23 protein-coding genes and 1 pseudogene are annotated in these 14,960 nt (G+C 48.4%); 21 read left to right on the top strand and 3 right to left on the bottom strand.

The genetic code is table 11. The features are described from left to right. Positions 1-91: 91 nt before the first annotated feature. The gene (locus METPAY_RS07380) at positions 92-667 is read right to left on the bottom strand and encodes an HVO_0476 family zinc finger protein (protein ID WP_048150845.1); all 576 of its coding nucleotides are present in this window, start codon (positions 665-667) and stop codon (positions 92-94) included. Positions 668-724: 57 nt separating this feature from the next. Here METPAY_RS07380 and METPAY_RS07375 point away from each other — a divergent pair, with 57 nt between their 5' ends. Beyond that, positions 725-1,270: a DUF371 domain-containing protein gene (locus tag METPAY_RS07375; protein WP_048150844.1), complete on the top strand. Its 546-nt coding sequence runs from the start codon at positions 725-727 to the stop codon at positions 1,268-1,270. On the opposite strand, the pseudogene xseB reads toward METPAY_RS07375, so the two are convergent. Together xseB and xseA are read right to left on the bottom strand one after the other, a co-directional pair. After that, positions 1,242-1,358 (bottom strand): annotated as a pseudogene (gene xseB, locus METPAY_RS15450) (exodeoxyribonuclease VII small subunit); the annotation flags it as partial. The gene METPAY_RS07375 and the pseudogene xseB sit on opposite strands and share 29 nt — an antisense overlap. Then, entirely contained in the window at positions 1,342-2,583 is a 1,242-nt protein-coding gene (gene xseA, locus METPAY_RS07370; protein WP_048150842.1) for an exodeoxyribonuclease VII large subunit, read from the bottom strand. The pseudogene xseB and the gene xseA, both read right to left, overlap by 17 nt. A 76-nt stretch (positions 2,584-2,659) precedes the next feature. On the opposite strand from xseA, the gene METPAY_RS07365 reads away from it, so the two are divergent. The 20 genes from METPAY_RS07365 to METPAY_RS07270 all read left to right on the top strand — a co-directional run bounded on the left by METPAY_RS07365 (position 2,660) and on the right by METPAY_RS07270 (position 14,946). Further along, complete coding sequence (locus METPAY_RS07365; protein WP_048150840.1) at positions 2,660-3,142, top strand: zinc-ribbon domain-containing protein; 483 nt, start codon at positions 2,660-2,662, stop codon at positions 3,140-3,142. 57 nt (positions 3,143-3,199) lie between these two features. Next, on the top strand, positions 3,200-4,021 hold the full coding sequence (locus METPAY_RS07360; protein ID WP_048150837.1) for a sugar phosphate isomerase/epimerase family protein: 822 nt from the start codon (positions 3,200-3,202) through the stop codon (positions 4,019-4,021). 130 nt (positions 4,022-4,151) lie between these two features. Then, positions 4,152-5,417: a hemolysin family protein gene (locus METPAY_RS07355; RefSeq protein WP_048150835.1), complete on the top strand. Its 1,266-nt coding sequence runs from the start codon at positions 4,152-4,154 to the stop codon at positions 5,415-5,417. Positions 5,418-5,436: 19 nt separating this feature from the next. Next, positions 5,437-6,066, top strand: coding sequence for a phosphoribosylglycinamide formyltransferase (gene purN / locus METPAY_RS07350; RefSeq protein WP_084600726.1), 630 nt, complete (start codon positions 5,437-5,439; stop codon positions 6,064-6,066). Between the two features lie 19 nt (positions 6,067-6,085). Continuing rightward, positions 6,086-6,400, top strand: coding sequence for a ribonuclease P protein component 4 (locus METPAY_RS07345; RefSeq protein ID WP_048150832.1), 315 nt, complete (start codon positions 6,086-6,088; stop codon positions 6,398-6,400). Beyond that, complete coding sequence (locus tag METPAY_RS07340) at positions 6,397-6,636, top strand: YhbY family RNA-binding protein (protein WP_013329773.1); 240 nt, start codon at positions 6,397-6,399, stop codon at positions 6,634-6,636. The genes METPAY_RS07345 and METPAY_RS07340 overlap by 4 nt, the downstream gene beginning before the upstream one ends. A 242-nt stretch (positions 6,637-6,878) precedes the next feature. After that, entirely contained in the window at positions 6,879-7,328 is a 450-nt protein-coding gene (locus METPAY_RS07335) for a 30S ribosomal protein S19e (protein ID WP_048150829.1), read from the top strand. A 16-nt stretch (positions 7,329-7,344) separates the two neighbouring features. Then, positions 7,345-7,692 (top strand): DNA-binding protein, encoded by a 348-nt coding sequence (locus METPAY_RS07330; protein ID WP_013329775.1) that lies wholly within the window; start codon positions 7,345-7,347, stop codon positions 7,690-7,692. Next, positions 7,689-8,282 (top strand): DUF7411 family protein, encoded by a 594-nt coding sequence (locus tag METPAY_RS07325; RefSeq protein WP_048150826.1) that lies wholly within the window; start codon positions 7,689-7,691, stop codon positions 8,280-8,282. Before METPAY_RS07330 ends, METPAY_RS07325 begins: the two co-directional genes overlap by 4 nt. 13 nt (positions 8,283-8,295) lie before the next feature. After that, positions 8,296-8,448 (top strand): 50S ribosomal protein L39e, encoded by a 153-nt coding sequence (locus METPAY_RS15295; RefSeq protein WP_013329777.1) that lies wholly within the window; start codon positions 8,296-8,298, stop codon positions 8,446-8,448. 6 nt (positions 8,449-8,454) lie between these two features. Further along, the gene (locus tag METPAY_RS15290; RefSeq protein ID WP_048150824.1) at positions 8,455-8,718 is read left to right on the top strand and encodes a 50S ribosomal protein L31e; all 264 of its coding nucleotides are present in this window, start codon (positions 8,455-8,457) and stop codon (positions 8,716-8,718) included. Between the two features lies 1 nt (position 8,719). Further along, on the top strand, positions 8,720-9,376 hold the full coding sequence (locus tag METPAY_RS07310) for a translation initiation factor IF-6 (RefSeq protein WP_048150821.1): 657 nt from the start codon (positions 8,720-8,722) through the stop codon (positions 9,374-9,376). 14 nt (positions 9,377-9,390) lie between these two features. Next, positions 9,391-9,582 carry a 50S ribosomal protein L18Ae gene (rpl18a, locus tag METPAY_RS07305; RefSeq protein ID WP_048150818.1) on the top strand — a complete coding sequence of 64 codons (192 nt, stop codon included), beginning with the start codon at positions 9,391-9,393 and terminating at the stop codon, positions 9,580-9,582. Beyond that, positions 9,572-10,018 (top strand): prefoldin subunit alpha, encoded by a 447-nt coding sequence (gene pfdA / locus METPAY_RS07300; protein WP_048150812.1) that lies wholly within the window; start codon positions 9,572-9,574, stop codon positions 10,016-10,018. Before rpl18a ends, pfdA begins: the two co-directional genes overlap by 11 nt. 6 nt (positions 10,019-10,024) lie before the next feature. Further along, positions 10,025-11,110 (top strand): signal recognition particle-docking protein FtsY, encoded by a 1,086-nt coding sequence (gene ftsY / locus METPAY_RS07295; protein WP_048150809.1) that lies wholly within the window; start codon positions 10,025-10,027, stop codon positions 11,108-11,110. A 2-nt stretch (positions 11,111-11,112) separates the two neighbouring features. After that, on the top strand, positions 11,113-12,438 hold the full coding sequence (locus METPAY_RS07290) for a signal recognition particle protein Srp54 (protein WP_048150806.1): 1,326 nt from the start codon (positions 11,113-11,115) through the stop codon (positions 12,436-12,438). A 6-nt stretch (positions 12,439-12,444) separates the two neighbouring features. Then, positions 12,445-13,014, top strand: a complete 570-nt coding sequence (trmY, locus tag METPAY_RS07285) for a tRNA (pseudouridine(54)-N(1))-methyltransferase TrmY (protein ID WP_048150804.1) — start codon at positions 12,445-12,447, stop codon at positions 13,012-13,014. Beyond that, the gene (locus METPAY_RS07280; RefSeq protein WP_048150799.1) at positions 13,011-14,270 is read left to right on the top strand and encodes a tRNA pseudouridine(54/55) synthase Pus10; all 1,260 of its coding nucleotides are present in this window, start codon (positions 13,011-13,013) and stop codon (positions 14,268-14,270) included. The genes trmY and METPAY_RS07280 overlap by 4 nt, the downstream gene beginning before the upstream one ends. A 13-nt stretch (positions 14,271-14,283) precedes the next feature. Further along, a complete protein-coding gene (locus METPAY_RS07275; protein WP_048150798.1) occupies positions 14,284-14,577 on the top strand; it encodes a 50S ribosomal protein L21e in 294 nt (97 codons plus the stop codon). An 18-nt stretch (positions 14,578-14,595) separates the two neighbouring features. Then, on the top strand, positions 14,596-14,946 hold the full coding sequence (locus METPAY_RS07270) for an RNA polymerase Rpb4 family protein (RefSeq protein WP_048150796.1): 351 nt from the start codon (positions 14,596-14,598) through the stop codon (positions 14,944-14,946). Positions 14,947-14,960 lie beyond the last annotated feature (14 nt).

The raw sequence follows: 14,960 nt of genomic DNA, 5'->3' as shown, positions 1-14,960 counted from the left end.
GGCCACATCAGATACACAAAAGAGGTCCAATCCCAGACGGGATGGGAGTCCTGGTTTTCCAAATCACCCAAAAAAAGAGATCTGAAAAAAATTAAACCTTTGTGCCGTATATCCGCTTTATTTTCCTTGCATAGGCCTTCCAGCCTTCTTTTCTCATGACCGATCCCGATCTGAGTTTGATATGCGTTATCCTGAATCGAAGACCCTCCTCATTGCAGACCTCATCGACCGCGAAGTCTCTCTCACCATCTGTTTCAATATAAATCGGAATTGTCTTCCACCCGGCATGAACGGAGGCACGCACTACGACCTTTTCCACGATCCGTGTCCAGAGGGTCTCTATATCCGAGGCTTTCGCCTTTGTAAGACGCCTTGGGCCGGACTCTATACCGGTCACCTCGACTCCTACAGGTTCGTCGCCGACTTCAGCTACAATAATATCTCCTATTTCGACGATTTCATCCTCAAACATCTCGACAATGCCTTTTTCAGACTCGCCTTCCCCGCTTACGATCGTCTTTATCGTAATTTCTTTCGGCACTTTAGGCTTTTCTTCATGGCGTACGTTCCCACAGATATTGCAGCGCACCAGCAGATCGCTGCCCTCCTTCAGGATCTCATGATCGGTTTCCTCCCCACACGAAGGACAAAAAAATTCGGAATTCATTACCTTATAATGTAGGCAGAATATGAAATATATTCTTGCAGACCAAATTTATTCAAAATGTCTGACCCTTACCCGTGCAATGAGATTACAGAATTAAAAGCAGTTGAAATAATCCGTTGCAGGGGGCATCCGAATGTTACAGGGACACACAGATCGACTTTCGAGATCACAAAGGAGCCCGAGGTCTCAAGAACCGGTACATGCATAATAGGCGTTTCTTCGGACAAAGGGGCAAAAGATCTCTCGGACGAATTCAAAAAAATTCTTGCTGACGAAAGATCCGAACTGACTGCCGTCTTCGAGGTCGGGGGGTCGCATTTTCAGGTCCGCTCGTTTGGTTCGGCAGGAATTACTCTTGAACATGAAACAGACCTTGTCTGGAGAAGAAGCAGTTTTACGTGCGGAAGAACCGTCGGGATATATTCAGACTGTACAGCCGGGCAGATCCCGCGCGATATTATAAAAAAGATACAGGAAGGCGCGGAGATTACCGTTATACTTACTGTCCGGCTGAATCCTGAAGTTCGGTCACCTTCAGTTCCGCATCTTCCAGGTATTTTTCACAGCTTTGAAGAATCTCCATGCCGCGCCTGTAGAGAGTGAGACTCTCTTCAAGGCCAGCCTCCCTGTTCTCAATCTTACCGATAATCTCTTTCAATTCGTTTATCTGCTCTTCATACGTTTTTTCCATGATTCACATCCTCTATAACCGCTCCGCATTCTCCATCCTTCAGGATTATTTCAACCCGGTCATCCCCGAATAGATCGGCCGCAGATCTCACAACAAAATCATTCTTCCGGACTATGCAATAACCTCTTTCAAGCGGTTTTTTCGGGTCCGATGCCGCCAGTGAAGTCTGCAGAAGCCCGAGGGACATCCTTTGCCTTTCAATATAACCGTTCATCGAATGATTCAGGCGGCCGAAGAGATCGTCAAGTCTCTGGAACTCTTCATTAATCAGCTGTTCAAACTTTTTCGGTTGCAGCCTCAGCCTGAAACCCTCGAGCAATTCCCTCTCCCTCGTGATCCTGTCGGTCACTGAGTTCATGAGCGTCTTTTCATATGATTTCAGCTGGTTCTCCAGCTCGCATTTGTCCGGGACCACAATCTCTGCAGCCGCCGACGGTGTAGGAGCCCTGACATCCGCTGCAAGATCGACAAGCGTGAAATCGATCTCATGGCCGACCGCACTTACAACAGGGGTCTTGCATTCGAATACCGCTCTTACGACGTCCGGGTGATTGAACGGGAACAGATCCTCAAAACTGCCTCCGCCCCTTCCGACGATTATAACATCCACAAGGCCGTCGATGCGGCGTATTGCCCTGGCGATATCAACATGTGCGTTGTCCCCCTGGACAAGTGCCGGCGACAGAATAATCTCTACGGGGTACCTGCGGGATATCACATTTTCTATATCGCGCCTTGCTGCACCCGAAGGAGAAGACACAACTCCTACCTTTCTGGGAAATTGCGGAAGCGCCTTCTTGAACACTTCATCGAACAGACCTTCCGCCGCAAGCTCTCTCTTCCATCTTTCGACGAGGAGGTGCTTGTCGCCTGCACCTGCGGCACTCAGTTCCCTAACGATAAACTGGTACTTGCCGTGAGGCTCATAGACTTCGACCGAACCGTATGCACGAACTTTCATGCCGTTTTCAGGCCTGAAACAGACCTCTCGGGCGGAACTGCGCCACATTGCACAGTTTATGAGGAATTCCCTCCCGTAAACCGATTCGGTCAGGGAGAAATACAGATGGCCCGAGGCATGATTCTTAAGGTTTGTCATCTCCCCCTCGATCCAGATCCCGCGGAGCGAATCATCATCAAGCCTGCTTTTTATAATTGCAGAGATCTCGGAGACGGACTTTATCTTATTCTCCCCGGAATCCTCCTCTATGCCGAACCAGTCCATCGATAATAATAGAGTCGCGATTTATGATATGAATTATGCAACAGGAATTTAAAGGCTGTTTGATCATAATTATCTCATGGAAATTATATACTGCCCCAACTGCGGCTGTAAATTAAATAAGGGAGATAAATTCTGTACTAAGTGCGGTTCGGGATTTCCTTCGGGAGACGTACAGCTGAAGGTCCCGGCGGTTTCATTGATCCTCTCGGCTTTCTACCCCGGACTCGGACAGATGTACAACGGGGATAAACTCTCAAAAGGCCTCCTGATCTTCTTCGGCTTTGCCATAGGTTCGCTCTTCTTCTTCATACCCGGGGTTCTGGTATGGATATTCGGGATGTACGATGCCTATAAAAAAGCCGGACGGATACAGGAAGGCAAAGCCGAGTATTCGCCTGCCAGAAATAAGGATATCGCGCTTATAATCTTCATACCCCTGATCGTCCTTATACTGATACTTGGAATAACGATCTATGCAATTTATTTCTACTACGGAAGCCCCGAAACACTGCTCAACAAGATCGAATACTATTCACAATACCTGAAATCAAAAATATAATCCTCTTTTTGCCCTGATGCATCAGTTATATATGATATCATCAATAATTCTGAATCAATGCCAAAATATTCAGTTTCAAGCATGTTTTTTCATGAATATTTATGTGCTGAAATATTCTCGTTCGTGGAAAAATCCGGATGCAATGCAATAGAATTCTGGCCCGAAACTCCAGACTTCTGGCTTCACGGGAAAAAACATGAGGACATAAAAGACATCTTCGGCAGACATCCGGGACTCGAATCCATCACGATTCACGCACCTGTTCTCGACTTAAATCCATGTTCGGTGAACCCTGACGTCGCCGAGGTCTCGACAAAGAATACTCTCGAAGCGATAAGACTTGCAGAAATACTTGGTGCGGAAGTGGTAACGATTCACCCCGGGAGAAGAACTGCAAAGAGGCCGGCGGGAAAGAGAGACATGGAGCGTTTCCAAAGATACATTGACAGGGTTCATACCGCAGCAGTTGAGACCGGAGTTAAGGTCGCACTTGAGAATATGCCCCCGAAGATCAACTCGCTGTTCTCCGAACCGAAACAGATGGAGGATATACTCGAACAGGAAGAATGGCTTTATTTTACATTCGACATCGCACATGCCATTACAAACGATAACACAAAGGCCATGGAATTCATTAACTCCGCATTTGACAGGATCATCAATATACATATCAGCAGGAACTCCGGAGTTAAAAACCACTTCCCGCTCGACAACGATCCCTTTATTGGAGAAATCATGGGCGATCTCTCGGAAAGGGGATATGACGGGTTCCTTACTCTCGAACTCGAGGACCTGAACCTTGATCGGACGGCCACTGCCGAAGAAAAGATCTCGATTGTCAAAAAAGACGTCAGTTACATCAAAAGTTTCTTCAACTGATAATCATTCCAATCCCAATTTCCCGTGATAATAACCAGAATCAGCGTAATAATTTTATTGTCTCAGGTCAACTATTGATTAGAAATCTGAATATGAATAAAAATTCTGCCGCCGGGGCGGCGTGGAACAAATGAACGTAGCTAATTTAGGAATATTTCTTTTTGTTTTGTGCCTCATTCTGTCCGCTTTTTTCTCCGCGTCCGAAGTCGCACTAATTGGTATAAATCATGCAAAGGTCAGACAGCTTCTTGAACTGAAGAAGAAAGGATCCCTTGCACTTGAAAAAATAAAGTCCAATACGGACCATCTCCTGATAACCATACTTATCGGAAACAACCTCGTAAACATCGCTGCGGCATCAATCGCAACGGCGATCGCGGTTGATATCTACGGGGATATCGGTATCGGAATAGCAACAGGACTCGTAACCATCCTGATGCTTATATTCGGAGAGATCGGACCGAAGACATATGCAGCAAGGCACCCGGAGAAGGTCGCTCTTTTCTCTGCAAAAATAATCCTTGCGCTCTCGTACATTTTCACTCCGGTAATCCTGATCTACGACGGCTTCAAAAAGCTCTTCAGGATTGAAGAGAATCTCGGCCACCCGATAGTTACGGAGGAAGAGATTAAGCAGTGGATAGATGCCGGAGAAGAATCGGGAACCATTGAAGAAGAAGAGCACCAGATGCTCCACCGCGTCTTCAGGTTCACCGACACGTATGCAAGAGAAGCAATGACCCCGAGGGGCGACGTGATCATGATAAGCGACGGTAGCACTCTCGAGGATGCGATAAGCATATTCAACGATACCGGATTCTCAAGGCTCCCCGTGTATCACGAGCAGATGGATAACATCATCGGGACACTGAATGTAAAGGATGCATTCGCAGCAGTATACAACAAGAAAACCGATACCAAAATAATCGATCTGCTGCACGAAGCCCATTTCGTCCCGGAGAGCAAGAAGATCGACGAACTCTTAAACGAACTCCAGATGAAGAAGAACCATCTTGCGATGGTAATCGACGAATACGGGACCTATGTTGGTATAATCACGATAGAAGATATACTGGAGGAGCTCGTCGGCGACATTCTCGACGAGTTCGACGTGGAGGAACCGGAGGTCCAGACGATCGACGATGGCGTATTCCTGATAGATGCGGGCGCCTGGGTCGACAGGATCAACGAGGACTTAAACATCAACCTCCCGACCGACGAATCATATGAAACTATAGGAGGCCTTCTTATAGACAGGCTCGGGCACATCCCGAAACGCGGGGAAGTAATAAGACTTGAAGACCAGGACATCGAGATGAGGGTCATGAAGATGAGGGGAAGAAGGATCATCGACGTGAAACTCATAATCCCCACCGGGAATTCCCACACAGAATAATTATTCCTTTTGACTGCCAATGATAATGGATATGAAAAATATCGCCGTTCTTGCTTCAGGAAGGGGTACAAATTTTCAGGCAATAATCGACGGTGTTGATTCGGGATTGATTAAAGGCAGGATCTGCTGCCTGATTACCGATAATCCATCGGCATACTCAATAGAAAGAGCCGAAAAAGCAGGTATACCGGTAAAAGTTATCGATTTCAGCAGTTTCGGGTCCCGAACTGATTACAATTCGGCGCTTCGCAGGAGGATGGAAGAGACAGGTGCAGACCTTTTCGTCCTGGCCGGGTATATGAGGCTTCTCGACGATGATACCGTCAGGCAGTTTCCCGGAAAGATGATAAATATCCATCCGGCTCTTCTTCCGTCGTTTAAGGGTCTTCACGCCCATAAACAGGCGATAGAATACGGCGTAAAAATTTCCGGTTGTACAGTGCATTTTGTGGACGAAGAGATGGACCACGGAGCAATAATTGCCCAAAGTCCCGTTCCCGTAATGGACGATGATACCGAGGATTCCCTCGCAGAAAGAATCCTGAAAGAAGAGCACAAGGCGCTCCAGAGATCCGTTGCCCTGTTCTGTGAAGACCTGCTGAGGATAGAGAACAGGAAAGTAAAAATTCTTTCCGCTAAGAAAGACTGATACCATATTGTCACAACTTATGGCACCACGCAGGAATAAAAACACGGAAAGAAAGATCGCGGAAGAGAGGATCGAGAGACTGTTTGAAGCCGCTCACGCAGTCTATGAAAAAGATCCGTCACTTTCCGGCAGGTATGTAATTCTCGCGATAAAGATCGCGATGAAATACAGGGTGAAGATACCTGACCGTTACAGGCACAGCTATTGCAGGAAATGCTTCAGCTTCTTCTCACCCGGAAACAACACAAGAACGAGAATAAACAGCGGAAAAGTCACACTTACCTGCACGAACTGCGGGTATATCAGGAGATATCCGATAAAGGAAAGAAGATGAAGAAGGAAGAGAAGACTGCAGGACTGCAGCAGCTGAAAGCTACGGTATGGATTGGCAAAAAAGGGATCACAGAGAGCACAATAGATGAAATCAAAATGCAGATTAAGGAGAGAAAGATCATAAAGATCAAATGGCTCAGAAACAGCGAGGTCGATCCTGAAGAAGTTGCCAGGATGGCAGGTGCCGTATTAATACAGAAAAGAGGGAGGACGATGATTCTCTCGAAAAATAAATAATAATCACAAGAGCAACTCTATCAAAATCTCTTTTTGGAAAATATATAATAGCTAACCGGTCAAATATATAGAGACTGCTAATTTGCTTATGGAAATTATCTGACGGACGGGAATTAAAAGTGGATTTCCATTCCCGTCGAATTGTCCCGGAAACAGTTGTTTCAGGATATTTCCAGTGAAAAAATCATGCTTTTGAAAGACAAGGCATGGTCTCTTTAGCATCATTTAGAGAGTGGTTGAAAATGACAACTGTATATGATATCCCACCGGATCTTCTTATCAGAAAAGTGGCTGGCGAGCTCAAAGAGCTTGACACGATAGAAGCTCCGGAATGGGCAGGATTTGCAAAGACAGGCGTCCACAAAGAGATGCCTCCGAAAGATGAAGACTGGTGGTACATACGTGCGGCATCACTGCTTCGCAGAGTGTACATCGACGGTCCCGTAGGAGTCCAGAGACTCAGGTCCTTCTACGGCGGAAAAATGGACAGGGGCTCGATGCCCTCAAGTTTCAGGAAGGGATCGGGATCGGTTACACGCAAGATCCTCCAGCAGCTTGAAACGGCCGGGTACATTGAGAACACACCTGAAGGAAGGAGAGTATCCCCTGCAGGCAGGTCATTCCTTGACGGCGCAGCAAACAGCCTGAAGGAAACTGTTGCCGAATCAATTCCGGCAATAGCAAAGTACTGAAAGGAGAGTTAAAAAGATGGTTGACGACGAACTTGCGGAAATTCGCAGAAGAAAGATGCAGGAGCTTCAGAGGCAGCAGATGGACCAGCAGGGAATGGAGGAGGAAATGGCCCGCCAGAAACAGGCTGAAGCCCAGATGCATATGATGCTTATGAAGATCCTCGAGCCAGAAGCCCGGGAACGTTTAAACACCATCAAACTGACAAAACCGGAATTCGCGCAGGCTGTGGAGCAGCAGCTGATTATGCTTGCCCAGAGCGGCCGTATAAGAGATCGAATCAGCGACGAACAGCTTAAGACGATCTTAAACCAGCTTATTCCGAACAAAAGAGAGATTAACATCACTCGTAAGCATAAACTATGAAAGCCGGAATACTCTTCAGCGGAGGAAAGGACAGTTCTCTTGCGGCCCTCATGATATCAAGGGATTACGAAGCCGAACTGAATACATTCGTATTCGACGGCGACAGAAAGATCCCGAGTGTCGAAAAGGCAGCTGAGGCTTTAGGACTTCCGCTTATTAAAAGAGTATTTGACGAAGGACTGCTTGAAAAAGTAATGGAGATGATGGTAAATGACGGATTCCCGAACTCTGCCATCAACCTTGTTCACAGGAGCGCCATCTGTTCCCTCTCAGGGGAATACGATGTTATAGGGGATGGAACGCGGCTGAATGACCGTGTTCCTATGCTTGATTACGCCGAAGTGCAGAGCATAGAAGCGAGATATCAATGCGCCCTCGTGCGGCCTCTGCTTGGATATGGAAGACGTGAAGTAAACCACCTCGCTGGTAAATATTTCACCGTCGAATACGGTGAAACAGGTACCATCGAGAACGGCGATTACGAAAACGAAATCCGAACAGCATTCAGTGTTCAAGGCCTCGATCCTTACGAAATATTTCCCAGCCACCATGAGCAGTCACTCGTTACCGGAAAGGCATTACGGAGCTAAGGGGTGTGTAAAAATGAGTAAAGTAACCAAAGCGAGAAAAATAAGACTTGCAAAGGCATGCGAACAGAACAGGCGCGTGCCGGCATGGGTAATGATTAAGACGAAGAGGCATGTTGTATCCCATCCCAGGAGACGCAACTGGAGAAGAAGCAAACTGAAGGTGTGATGAAAAATGGCAGATATCTTAAAGGAACAGATCTATGTCATACCGCTTCGTGATGTCAAGAGAGCACCGCGGTGGAAGAGGAGCCCCAGAGCAATGAAAGAGATCAGGGAATTCCTTGCAAAACACATGAAAAGCGAAGACATCAAAATCGACAAGAGCATCAACGAAAAGATATGGGAACACGGATGTGAAAAACCCCCAAGAAAGATCCGCATCCGTGCAATGAAATTCGAGGACGGCCAGGTTCAGGCTGAACTTGCCGAAGAGTGAAATGGTTGAAACGATCAGCTTCGCAGGCGACGAGCATATAGGCGTATACACCCGTGTATTTGAGGACGTTGCATTTGTCCCTCTGGACGCAACCGAGGAGTACATAGGTTCCGTGGAGAAAAGACTGGGTGTTGAAGTTGTTCAGACCACAATACAGGGCTGTTCGATAATCGGGTCCCTCCTTGCGGGAAACAGCAACGGGATGATTGTCAGCGGTCTTGCATCGACTGAAGAGATCAATCTTCTCAAAAAGTACGGTAAGGTAATGCTTCTTGAGCGGACCATGAACGCCGCTGGAAACATCATCCTTGCAAACGATCATTTTGCCGCAGTACACCCCGAGACCTCCGAGAGAACTGCCGAAAAGATATCGGAGTTTCTCGAAGTCCCGGTTCTTATGATGAACATCGGCAAAATACCTACCGTAGGAATGGCCGCAGTTGCGACAAACAGGGGAGTCATACTCAATCCCGGAGCATCGGCAACGGAAATAGCCGAGATCGAAGAGATTACGGAACTGCCTGTCGGAACCGGAACGGTCAACATGGGCAGCACTCTCATAGGGACCGGACTCCTTGCAAACAGCAAAAGCTACCTTGCCGGCATCTCAACGAGCGGTTATGAACTTGGAAGGATTGAAGAAGTATTTGGATTTTAACGGAGTAGTTTGAAATGGACATGAAGAATTTTGAAGTTACAGGAAGTTTTAAAAACGGACTGGAGTGGCAGCCCTTTACAAAAGTGATCTCCGCTCCAAACGAAATCCAGGCAACCGAAAGCACATATAATGTTTTCGGGAGCAAACACAGATTAAAGAGAAATTATATCAAAATTGACAGTATCAAACTTATTAATGGTGAGTAATTTGGATAATGTCGACCCCCGGGAGATTGAGATGCTCCAGCAGTATCTCAATGAATTCGGGCAGCAGGCCGAAGCCTACACCGCACAACTGCAGATACTGGAACAAAGACGAATCGAATCCCTGACGGCGATAGAGACGATAAAAAATATCGGCTCGCAACCGGACAACACGATGCTTCTTGAGATCGGCGGAGGTGCTTCCATGAAAGTGAAAGCACTCGAACCCGACAATGTTTTCGTAAATATCGGCTCGAATGTCATTGTCGAAAAGACCGGCGACGAATCAGTCAGCTATCTGGAAGACAGGATAATCGAACTCGAGGCACTCGAGAAGAAGGTATCCGAAACGATAACCGAGATCCGCAAACAGGCGTCCGATGTCGCCAAAAAAATGGAAGATCTCTACAAAAAGTACCAGGCGCAGTCAGGAAACTGATTATCCATGTTTAAATCTCTTAAGGACAGGCTGAAGGGAGTTTCGAAGAAATTCGGTTCCAATATAGACGAAGCGATAGAGAAAGAGTCGCAGCTTTCAAAAGCCGACAACCGTATACCGGAAGTGCCGGAGGAACCGAAGCCCGAACTTTCCGAAGAAAAAGATCAGCCCGTGATCCCGACTGAGAAAAAACCTGAAAAAAAAGCAGGTTTCGGCAGCAAGATCAAAGTCCTTGTTACAGAGAGGGAAGTCCTTATCACTGAAAAGGACATCTCGGAACCCCTGGAAGAGCTTGAACTTATTCTTCTCGAAAACGATGTTGCATTCGACACCACCGAGGCCATCATCAGTTATATGAAGGATGACCTCGCAGGACAGAGAAGAAAGATCGGAACCAATTCCGAGAAATTCGTTACAGATGCACTCAAAAATGCACTCCTGGAAGTCCTCGGGGAAGGTTTTCTGCTTACCGATTACATAGACTCGCACGAAAAGCCCGTAAAGGTTCTTTTTACCGGTGTCAACGGCGCAGGGAAGACTACAACTATTGCAAAGGTCGCCTTCTACCTGAAAAGCAAAGGCTACTCGGTTGTTATCGGATCGGGCGACACATTTCGTGCAGGTGCCAACCAGCAGATGAAGACTCACGCCGATCGCATCGGAGTCAAGGTTATCAGCCACCAGGAGGGAGCAGATCCTTCTGCGGTCCTGTTCGACACCGTGAACTACGCAAAGGCGCATGACATCGATGTTGTCCTTGCCGATACCGCAGGCAGATTCCACAACAAAGGGAACCTGATGAAGCAGCTCGAAAAGATCCGCCGCGTGATGAATCCCGACATCGTCGCATATGTCGACGAGGCAGTCGCAGGCAACGATGCGGTGATACGTGCGGAAGAGTTCAACTCGGCTGTTGGTACAGATGTGGTTGTGCTTACTAAAGCAGACATGGACACCAAGGGCGGTGCGGCGATCTCGATTGCACATACGATCGGCAAGCCGCTTATGTTCCTCGGAATGGGGCAGGGCTACGACGATATTGTCCCGTTCGAACCTGAAAAAATGGTTGAAGAACTCCTGGAGGAGGATTAATTATGCTCGATCGCCTGGGCTCGGGATTAAAGGACGCGTTAAAGAAACTTGCCGGAAAGACCGTAATCGACAAGGTAGCGGTAGAGGAGCTTGTAAAGGATCTCCAGAGAGTGCTCCTGCAGGCCGATGTAAATGTCAAGCTTGTAATGAATCTCTCGAAGGCCATCAAGCAGCGTTCGCTCGAAGAAGAGCCACCCAAGGGAATGAGCGTCCGTGAGCACGTCTTAAGGATCGTGTACCAGGAGCTCGTAAACCTCATGGGCGAGGAGATCGAGGTAACGCTCGGTCCGCAGACGATCCTCATGGCCGGTCTACAGGGAAGCGGAAAGACGACCACGACCGGAAAACTCAGCAGGTACTTCCAGAAGAAAGGACTGAGAGTAGGAGTAATCTGTGCGGATGTCTTCAGGCCCGGTGCATACGACCAGTTAAAGACACTCTGCGACAAGGTAAACGTCCCCTGCTACGGGGAACCTGGAGAGACCGATGCCGTTAAGATCGTCGAAAACGGCATGAAGCAGCTCAAGAACGCTGAAGTCCTGATTATCGATACACAGGGCCGTCATGCGCTCGAAGACGAGCTCATCGACGAGATTATCAAAATAAACGATCTCTCGAAGGCGTCGCACAGGTGGCTCGTTCTCGATGCGGCACTCGGTCAGCAGGCGCGCGAGCAGGCTGCAAGGTTCCACGATGCAATCAGCATCGACGGTGTCATCATCACGAAGATGGACGGAACTGCAAAGGGCGGCGGTGCCTTGTCGGCCGTAGCCGAAACCGGATCGGGTATCGTATTCGTCGGAAGCGGAGAGACTATAGACGATCTCGAACGCTTCGATCCCGACAGCTTCATCTCGAGACTTCTCGGAATGGGAGACCTGAAGTCCCTCATCGAACGCGCAGAGGAGGCTATCAACGCTGAAGAAGTCGATGTAAACGCCATGATGAAAGGAAAGTTCACCCTCAGGGACATGTACAAGCAGCTTGAATCCCTGAAGAAGATGGGCCCCTTAAAGCAGGTCATGTCGATGCTTCCGCTCGGAAACATAGAGATCCCCGAGGATGCCTTCGATACCACCGGAAAGAAGATGGAAGCCTACAAGGTGATCATGGACTCCATGACAAACGAGGAGCTTGACGATCCCTCCGTTATTCATGCATCGAGAATCCAGAGGATTGCCACGGGCGCGGGAGTCTCCCAGGAAGAAGTAAGGGAACTCCTCAAGTACCATAAAACGATGCAGCGCACCCTTAAAGGATTCAAGGGGATGGGCGGCGGCAAATTCAACATGCAGCGGATGATGAAGAAGTTCGGCGGCGGGATGTAAAGGCTGATGAAAAGATTTCTTATTATCGGCCACAAGGCTGTTACCGAAGGCGGTTTTTCCCTTAACGACATGCCCGGTGGGGCAGGAAGGATGGATGTCCTGTGCAGGTGCGTCAACTCCTGCTTCTTCCTCTCCCACGATCTCCGGAGGGATGTCGAATGTTATCTTCTCCTCCTCGGAGAACCCAATCCCCCGAAGACAATCCTGATTAAGGGAAACGAAGTTCGCTACCTCAATCCCGACGAGAGGAGTGCAGGCTCGCTGATAAAAAAAGCACTTCAGGTTGTCTGCGGAGAGGAGTTCATCGAATCCACAAAGGGCATCTACATCAGAAACGGCGGACTGGAAAGACTCCTGGATGAGATCGACTTTTCAGTTCTCGATGAAAACGGAACGGACATCCGCAGCGTAGAGGATGTTCCGGAGAACTACATACTCTCGGATCACATGAATTTTTCAGAAGAGGAAGAGAGTCTGATAAAGGATCTCCCGAAGATCTCCGCCGGGCCGAAGGTGCTGCACGCGGATCATACTGTTATCGTAATCCTCAATGAACACGACAGGAGAGAAAAATGAGCGACATACTTGAGAAGGTCGGCGAGATCCTCGAATACGGACCCGTATGCGATCACTGCCTGGGCAGGTTCTTCGGAAAGCTCTCCCACGGACTCGGAAACGAGGAGCGGGGAAGATCTCTCAGGATCGCATACTCGCTTGAGAAGAATATCCCCTACAGCAGGGAGACCGGAAAATGCTGGATCTGCGGCAACATCTTCGACACTGCCGAAGAGTGGGCGAAGAAGATCGCGGACGCTCTTTCCGGGATCGAGTTTGAAACGATGCTCGTCGGATGCCGCGTCCCTCCCCTCTCTGCAGAGAGCGAGGAGATGGTCTGGACAGATCTCGGACTAGAATCGCCCGAACCCCTGAAAGCTGAATTCAACAGGGAGGTCGGAAAGATCGTCAGCAGCATCACGGGAAAACAGGTCGACTTCAAGAGGCCCGATGTCGTTGCAGTATGCAATATCCCTGAAGGAACCGTTGAAATCGAGATCAATCCCCTCTACATCTACGGCAGGTACTGCAAGTACGAAAGAGGAATCCCCCAGACACGCTGGCATTGCAGGGTGTGCAGGGGCAAAGGATGCGAAAGGTGCAACTTCACCGGCAAGATGTATGCAGACTCGGTAGAGGAACTTATCGGGAGACCTGCAATCGAAGTCTTCAAATCGAAAGATGCAGTCCTTCATGGGGCCGGCAGGGAAGATATCGACGCAAGGATGCTCGGTACCGGCAGGCCTTTCGTAATCGAGATAGTCGAGCCGGCGATCAGATCGTTCGATCCCGAAGAGCTTGAAAAGACAATCAATGAAAGCGCCGGAGGAAGGGTTTCCGTAACCATTGATCACATCAGCGATCGCAAAGAGGTGGAAACCCTTAAATCGGGAAAAGCTCATAAAAAGTACAGCATTCTGGTGGAAGTAGAAGGCGAATTTTCGGCAGATGAAGTCAAATCTGCCTTAAACAGCCTCCGTGGGGCTATAATTAATCAGCGCACCCCGGAAAGGGTTTCTCACCGGAGGGCAGACAAGGTCAGAAAACGTCAGTGCATCGACATCAGCTGCACTGGTGTAGAGGACGACAGCTTCAGGATAGAAGTGCTTGGGGATGCCGGACTCTACATCAAGGAACTGATATCGGGCGATGAAGGACGGACGAGTCCGAGCCTTTCGGAGATAATCAACCGCCCCGCCCGGGTAAAAAGTCTGGATGTTGTAATGGTCGAGAGCGTTGTTCCCGAAACCAGAACCGGCGAAATTATTCAAAATTAAGGAGAGAATCAAAATGGCACATCACTTTGGTCAGAGAAAAAAGACCCGATATAAGTTCAAGAAAGATCTCAGAAAGAGAGGAATGGCTCCTGTAACTTCAATCATTCAGGAATTCGAAGAAGGCCAGAAGGTACACATCGTAATCGATTCCAGTGTGCAGAAAGGCATGCCCCACCGCAGGTTCCAGGGAAGAACCGGCGAAATTATCGGGAAGCAGGGTCACGCATGGGTCCTTGAGATCAACGACGGCAATTCCAGAAAGACTGTAGTCGCAAGACCGCAACATCTAAAACCACAAAAGCAGTAATCATTCATAGTGGTTGGCATGAAAGTAAAAGGAATAGATAGCGAAGAGAGGATAACCCTTCAGGAAATGAGGGAGATGCTGCTGAAGGTCGAGGCGGACCGTCTCGGTGCAGGCAAAGAAATGTCATACGAGCTTCGCAGAAGCATTGAGCATGCCAATCATCTCTCAAAGACAAGTGCGGAAAAATCCAGGGAACTTGTCGAGAAACTCCTTTCGCTGGAAAAAATAAAGCCCGACATTGCATTCAGGATTGCAAGCATAATGCCCAGGACAAGAGACGAGCTTAGGGCAATCTATGCAAAAGAGCGCTTCACCCTTTCAGGTGAGGAGCTCGATGAGATCCTGGACCTTGTCGAGCAGCACTTTTAATTTTTTTTGGGGGT

The sequence above is a fragment of the Methanolacinia paynteri genome, from assembly GCF_000784355.1.
Classification (GTDB): Archaea; Halobacteriota; Methanomicrobia; order Methanomicrobiales; family Methanomicrobiaceae; genus Methanolacinia; species Methanolacinia paynteri.
This window is presented reverse-complemented; position numbering and strand designations above follow the sequence as displayed.

Coding starts and splice junctions, on each gene's coding strand:
- METPAY_RS07380 (WP_048150845.1), bottom strand. CDS start 667: ATGAATTCCGAATTTTTTTGTCCTTCGTGTGGGGAGGAAACCGATCAT.
- METPAY_RS07375 (WP_048150844.1), top strand. CDS start 725: ATGTCTGACCCTTACCCGTGCAATGAGATTACAGAATTAAAAGCAGTT.
- xseA (WP_048150842.1), bottom strand. CDS start 2,583: ATGGACTGGTTCGGCATAGAGGAGGATTCCGGGGAGAATAAGATAAAG.
- METPAY_RS07365 (WP_048150840.1), top strand. CDS start 2,660: ATGGAAATTATATACTGCCCCAACTGCGGCTGTAAATTAAATAAGGGA.
- METPAY_RS07360 (WP_048150837.1), top strand. CDS start 3,200: ATGCCAAAATATTCAGTTTCAAGCATGTTTTTTCATGAATATTTATGT.
- METPAY_RS07355 (WP_048150835.1), top strand. CDS start 4,152: ATGAACGTAGCTAATTTAGGAATATTTCTTTTTGTTTTGTGCCTCATT.
- purN (WP_084600726.1), top strand. CDS start 5,437: ATGATAATGGATATGAAAAATATCGCCGTTCTTGCTTCAGGAAGGGGT.
- METPAY_RS07345 (WP_048150832.1), top strand. CDS start 6,086: ATGGCACCACGCAGGAATAAAAACACGGAAAGAAAGATCGCGGAAGAG.
- METPAY_RS07340 (WP_013329773.1), top strand. CDS start 6,397: ATGAAGAAGGAAGAGAAGACTGCAGGACTGCAGCAGCTGAAAGCTACG.
- METPAY_RS07335 (WP_048150829.1), top strand. CDS start 6,879: ATGACAACTGTATATGATATCCCACCGGATCTTCTTATCAGAAAAGTG.
- METPAY_RS07330 (WP_013329775.1), top strand. CDS start 7,345: ATGGTTGACGACGAACTTGCGGAAATTCGCAGAAGAAAGATGCAGGAG.
- METPAY_RS07325 (WP_048150826.1), top strand. CDS start 7,689: ATGAAAGCCGGAATACTCTTCAGCGGAGGAAAGGACAGTTCTCTTGCG.
- METPAY_RS15295 (WP_013329777.1), top strand. CDS start 8,296: ATGAGTAAAGTAACCAAAGCGAGAAAAATAAGACTTGCAAAGGCATGC.
- METPAY_RS15290 (WP_048150824.1), top strand. CDS start 8,455: ATGGCAGATATCTTAAAGGAACAGATCTATGTCATACCGCTTCGTGAT.
- METPAY_RS07310 (WP_048150821.1), top strand. CDS start 8,720: ATGGTTGAAACGATCAGCTTCGCAGGCGACGAGCATATAGGCGTATAC.
- rpl18a (WP_048150818.1), top strand. CDS start 9,391: ATGGACATGAAGAATTTTGAAGTTACAGGAAGTTTTAAAAACGGACTG.
- pfdA (WP_048150812.1), top strand. CDS start 9,572: ATGGTGAGTAATTTGGATAATGTCGACCCCCGGGAGATTGAGATGCTC.
- ftsY (WP_048150809.1), top strand. CDS start 10,025: ATGTTTAAATCTCTTAAGGACAGGCTGAAGGGAGTTTCGAAGAAATTC.
- METPAY_RS07290 (WP_048150806.1), top strand. CDS start 11,113: ATGCTCGATCGCCTGGGCTCGGGATTAAAGGACGCGTTAAAGAAACTT.
- trmY (WP_048150804.1), top strand. CDS start 12,445: ATGAAAAGATTTCTTATTATCGGCCACAAGGCTGTTACCGAAGGCGGT.
- METPAY_RS07280 (WP_048150799.1), top strand. CDS start 13,011: ATGAGCGACATACTTGAGAAGGTCGGCGAGATCCTCGAATACGGACCC.
- METPAY_RS07275 (WP_048150798.1), top strand. CDS start 14,284: ATGGCACATCACTTTGGTCAGAGAAAAAAGACCCGATATAAGTTCAAG.
- METPAY_RS07270 (WP_048150796.1), top strand. CDS start 14,596: ATGAAAGTAAAAGGAATAGATAGCGAAGAGAGGATAACCCTTCAGGAA.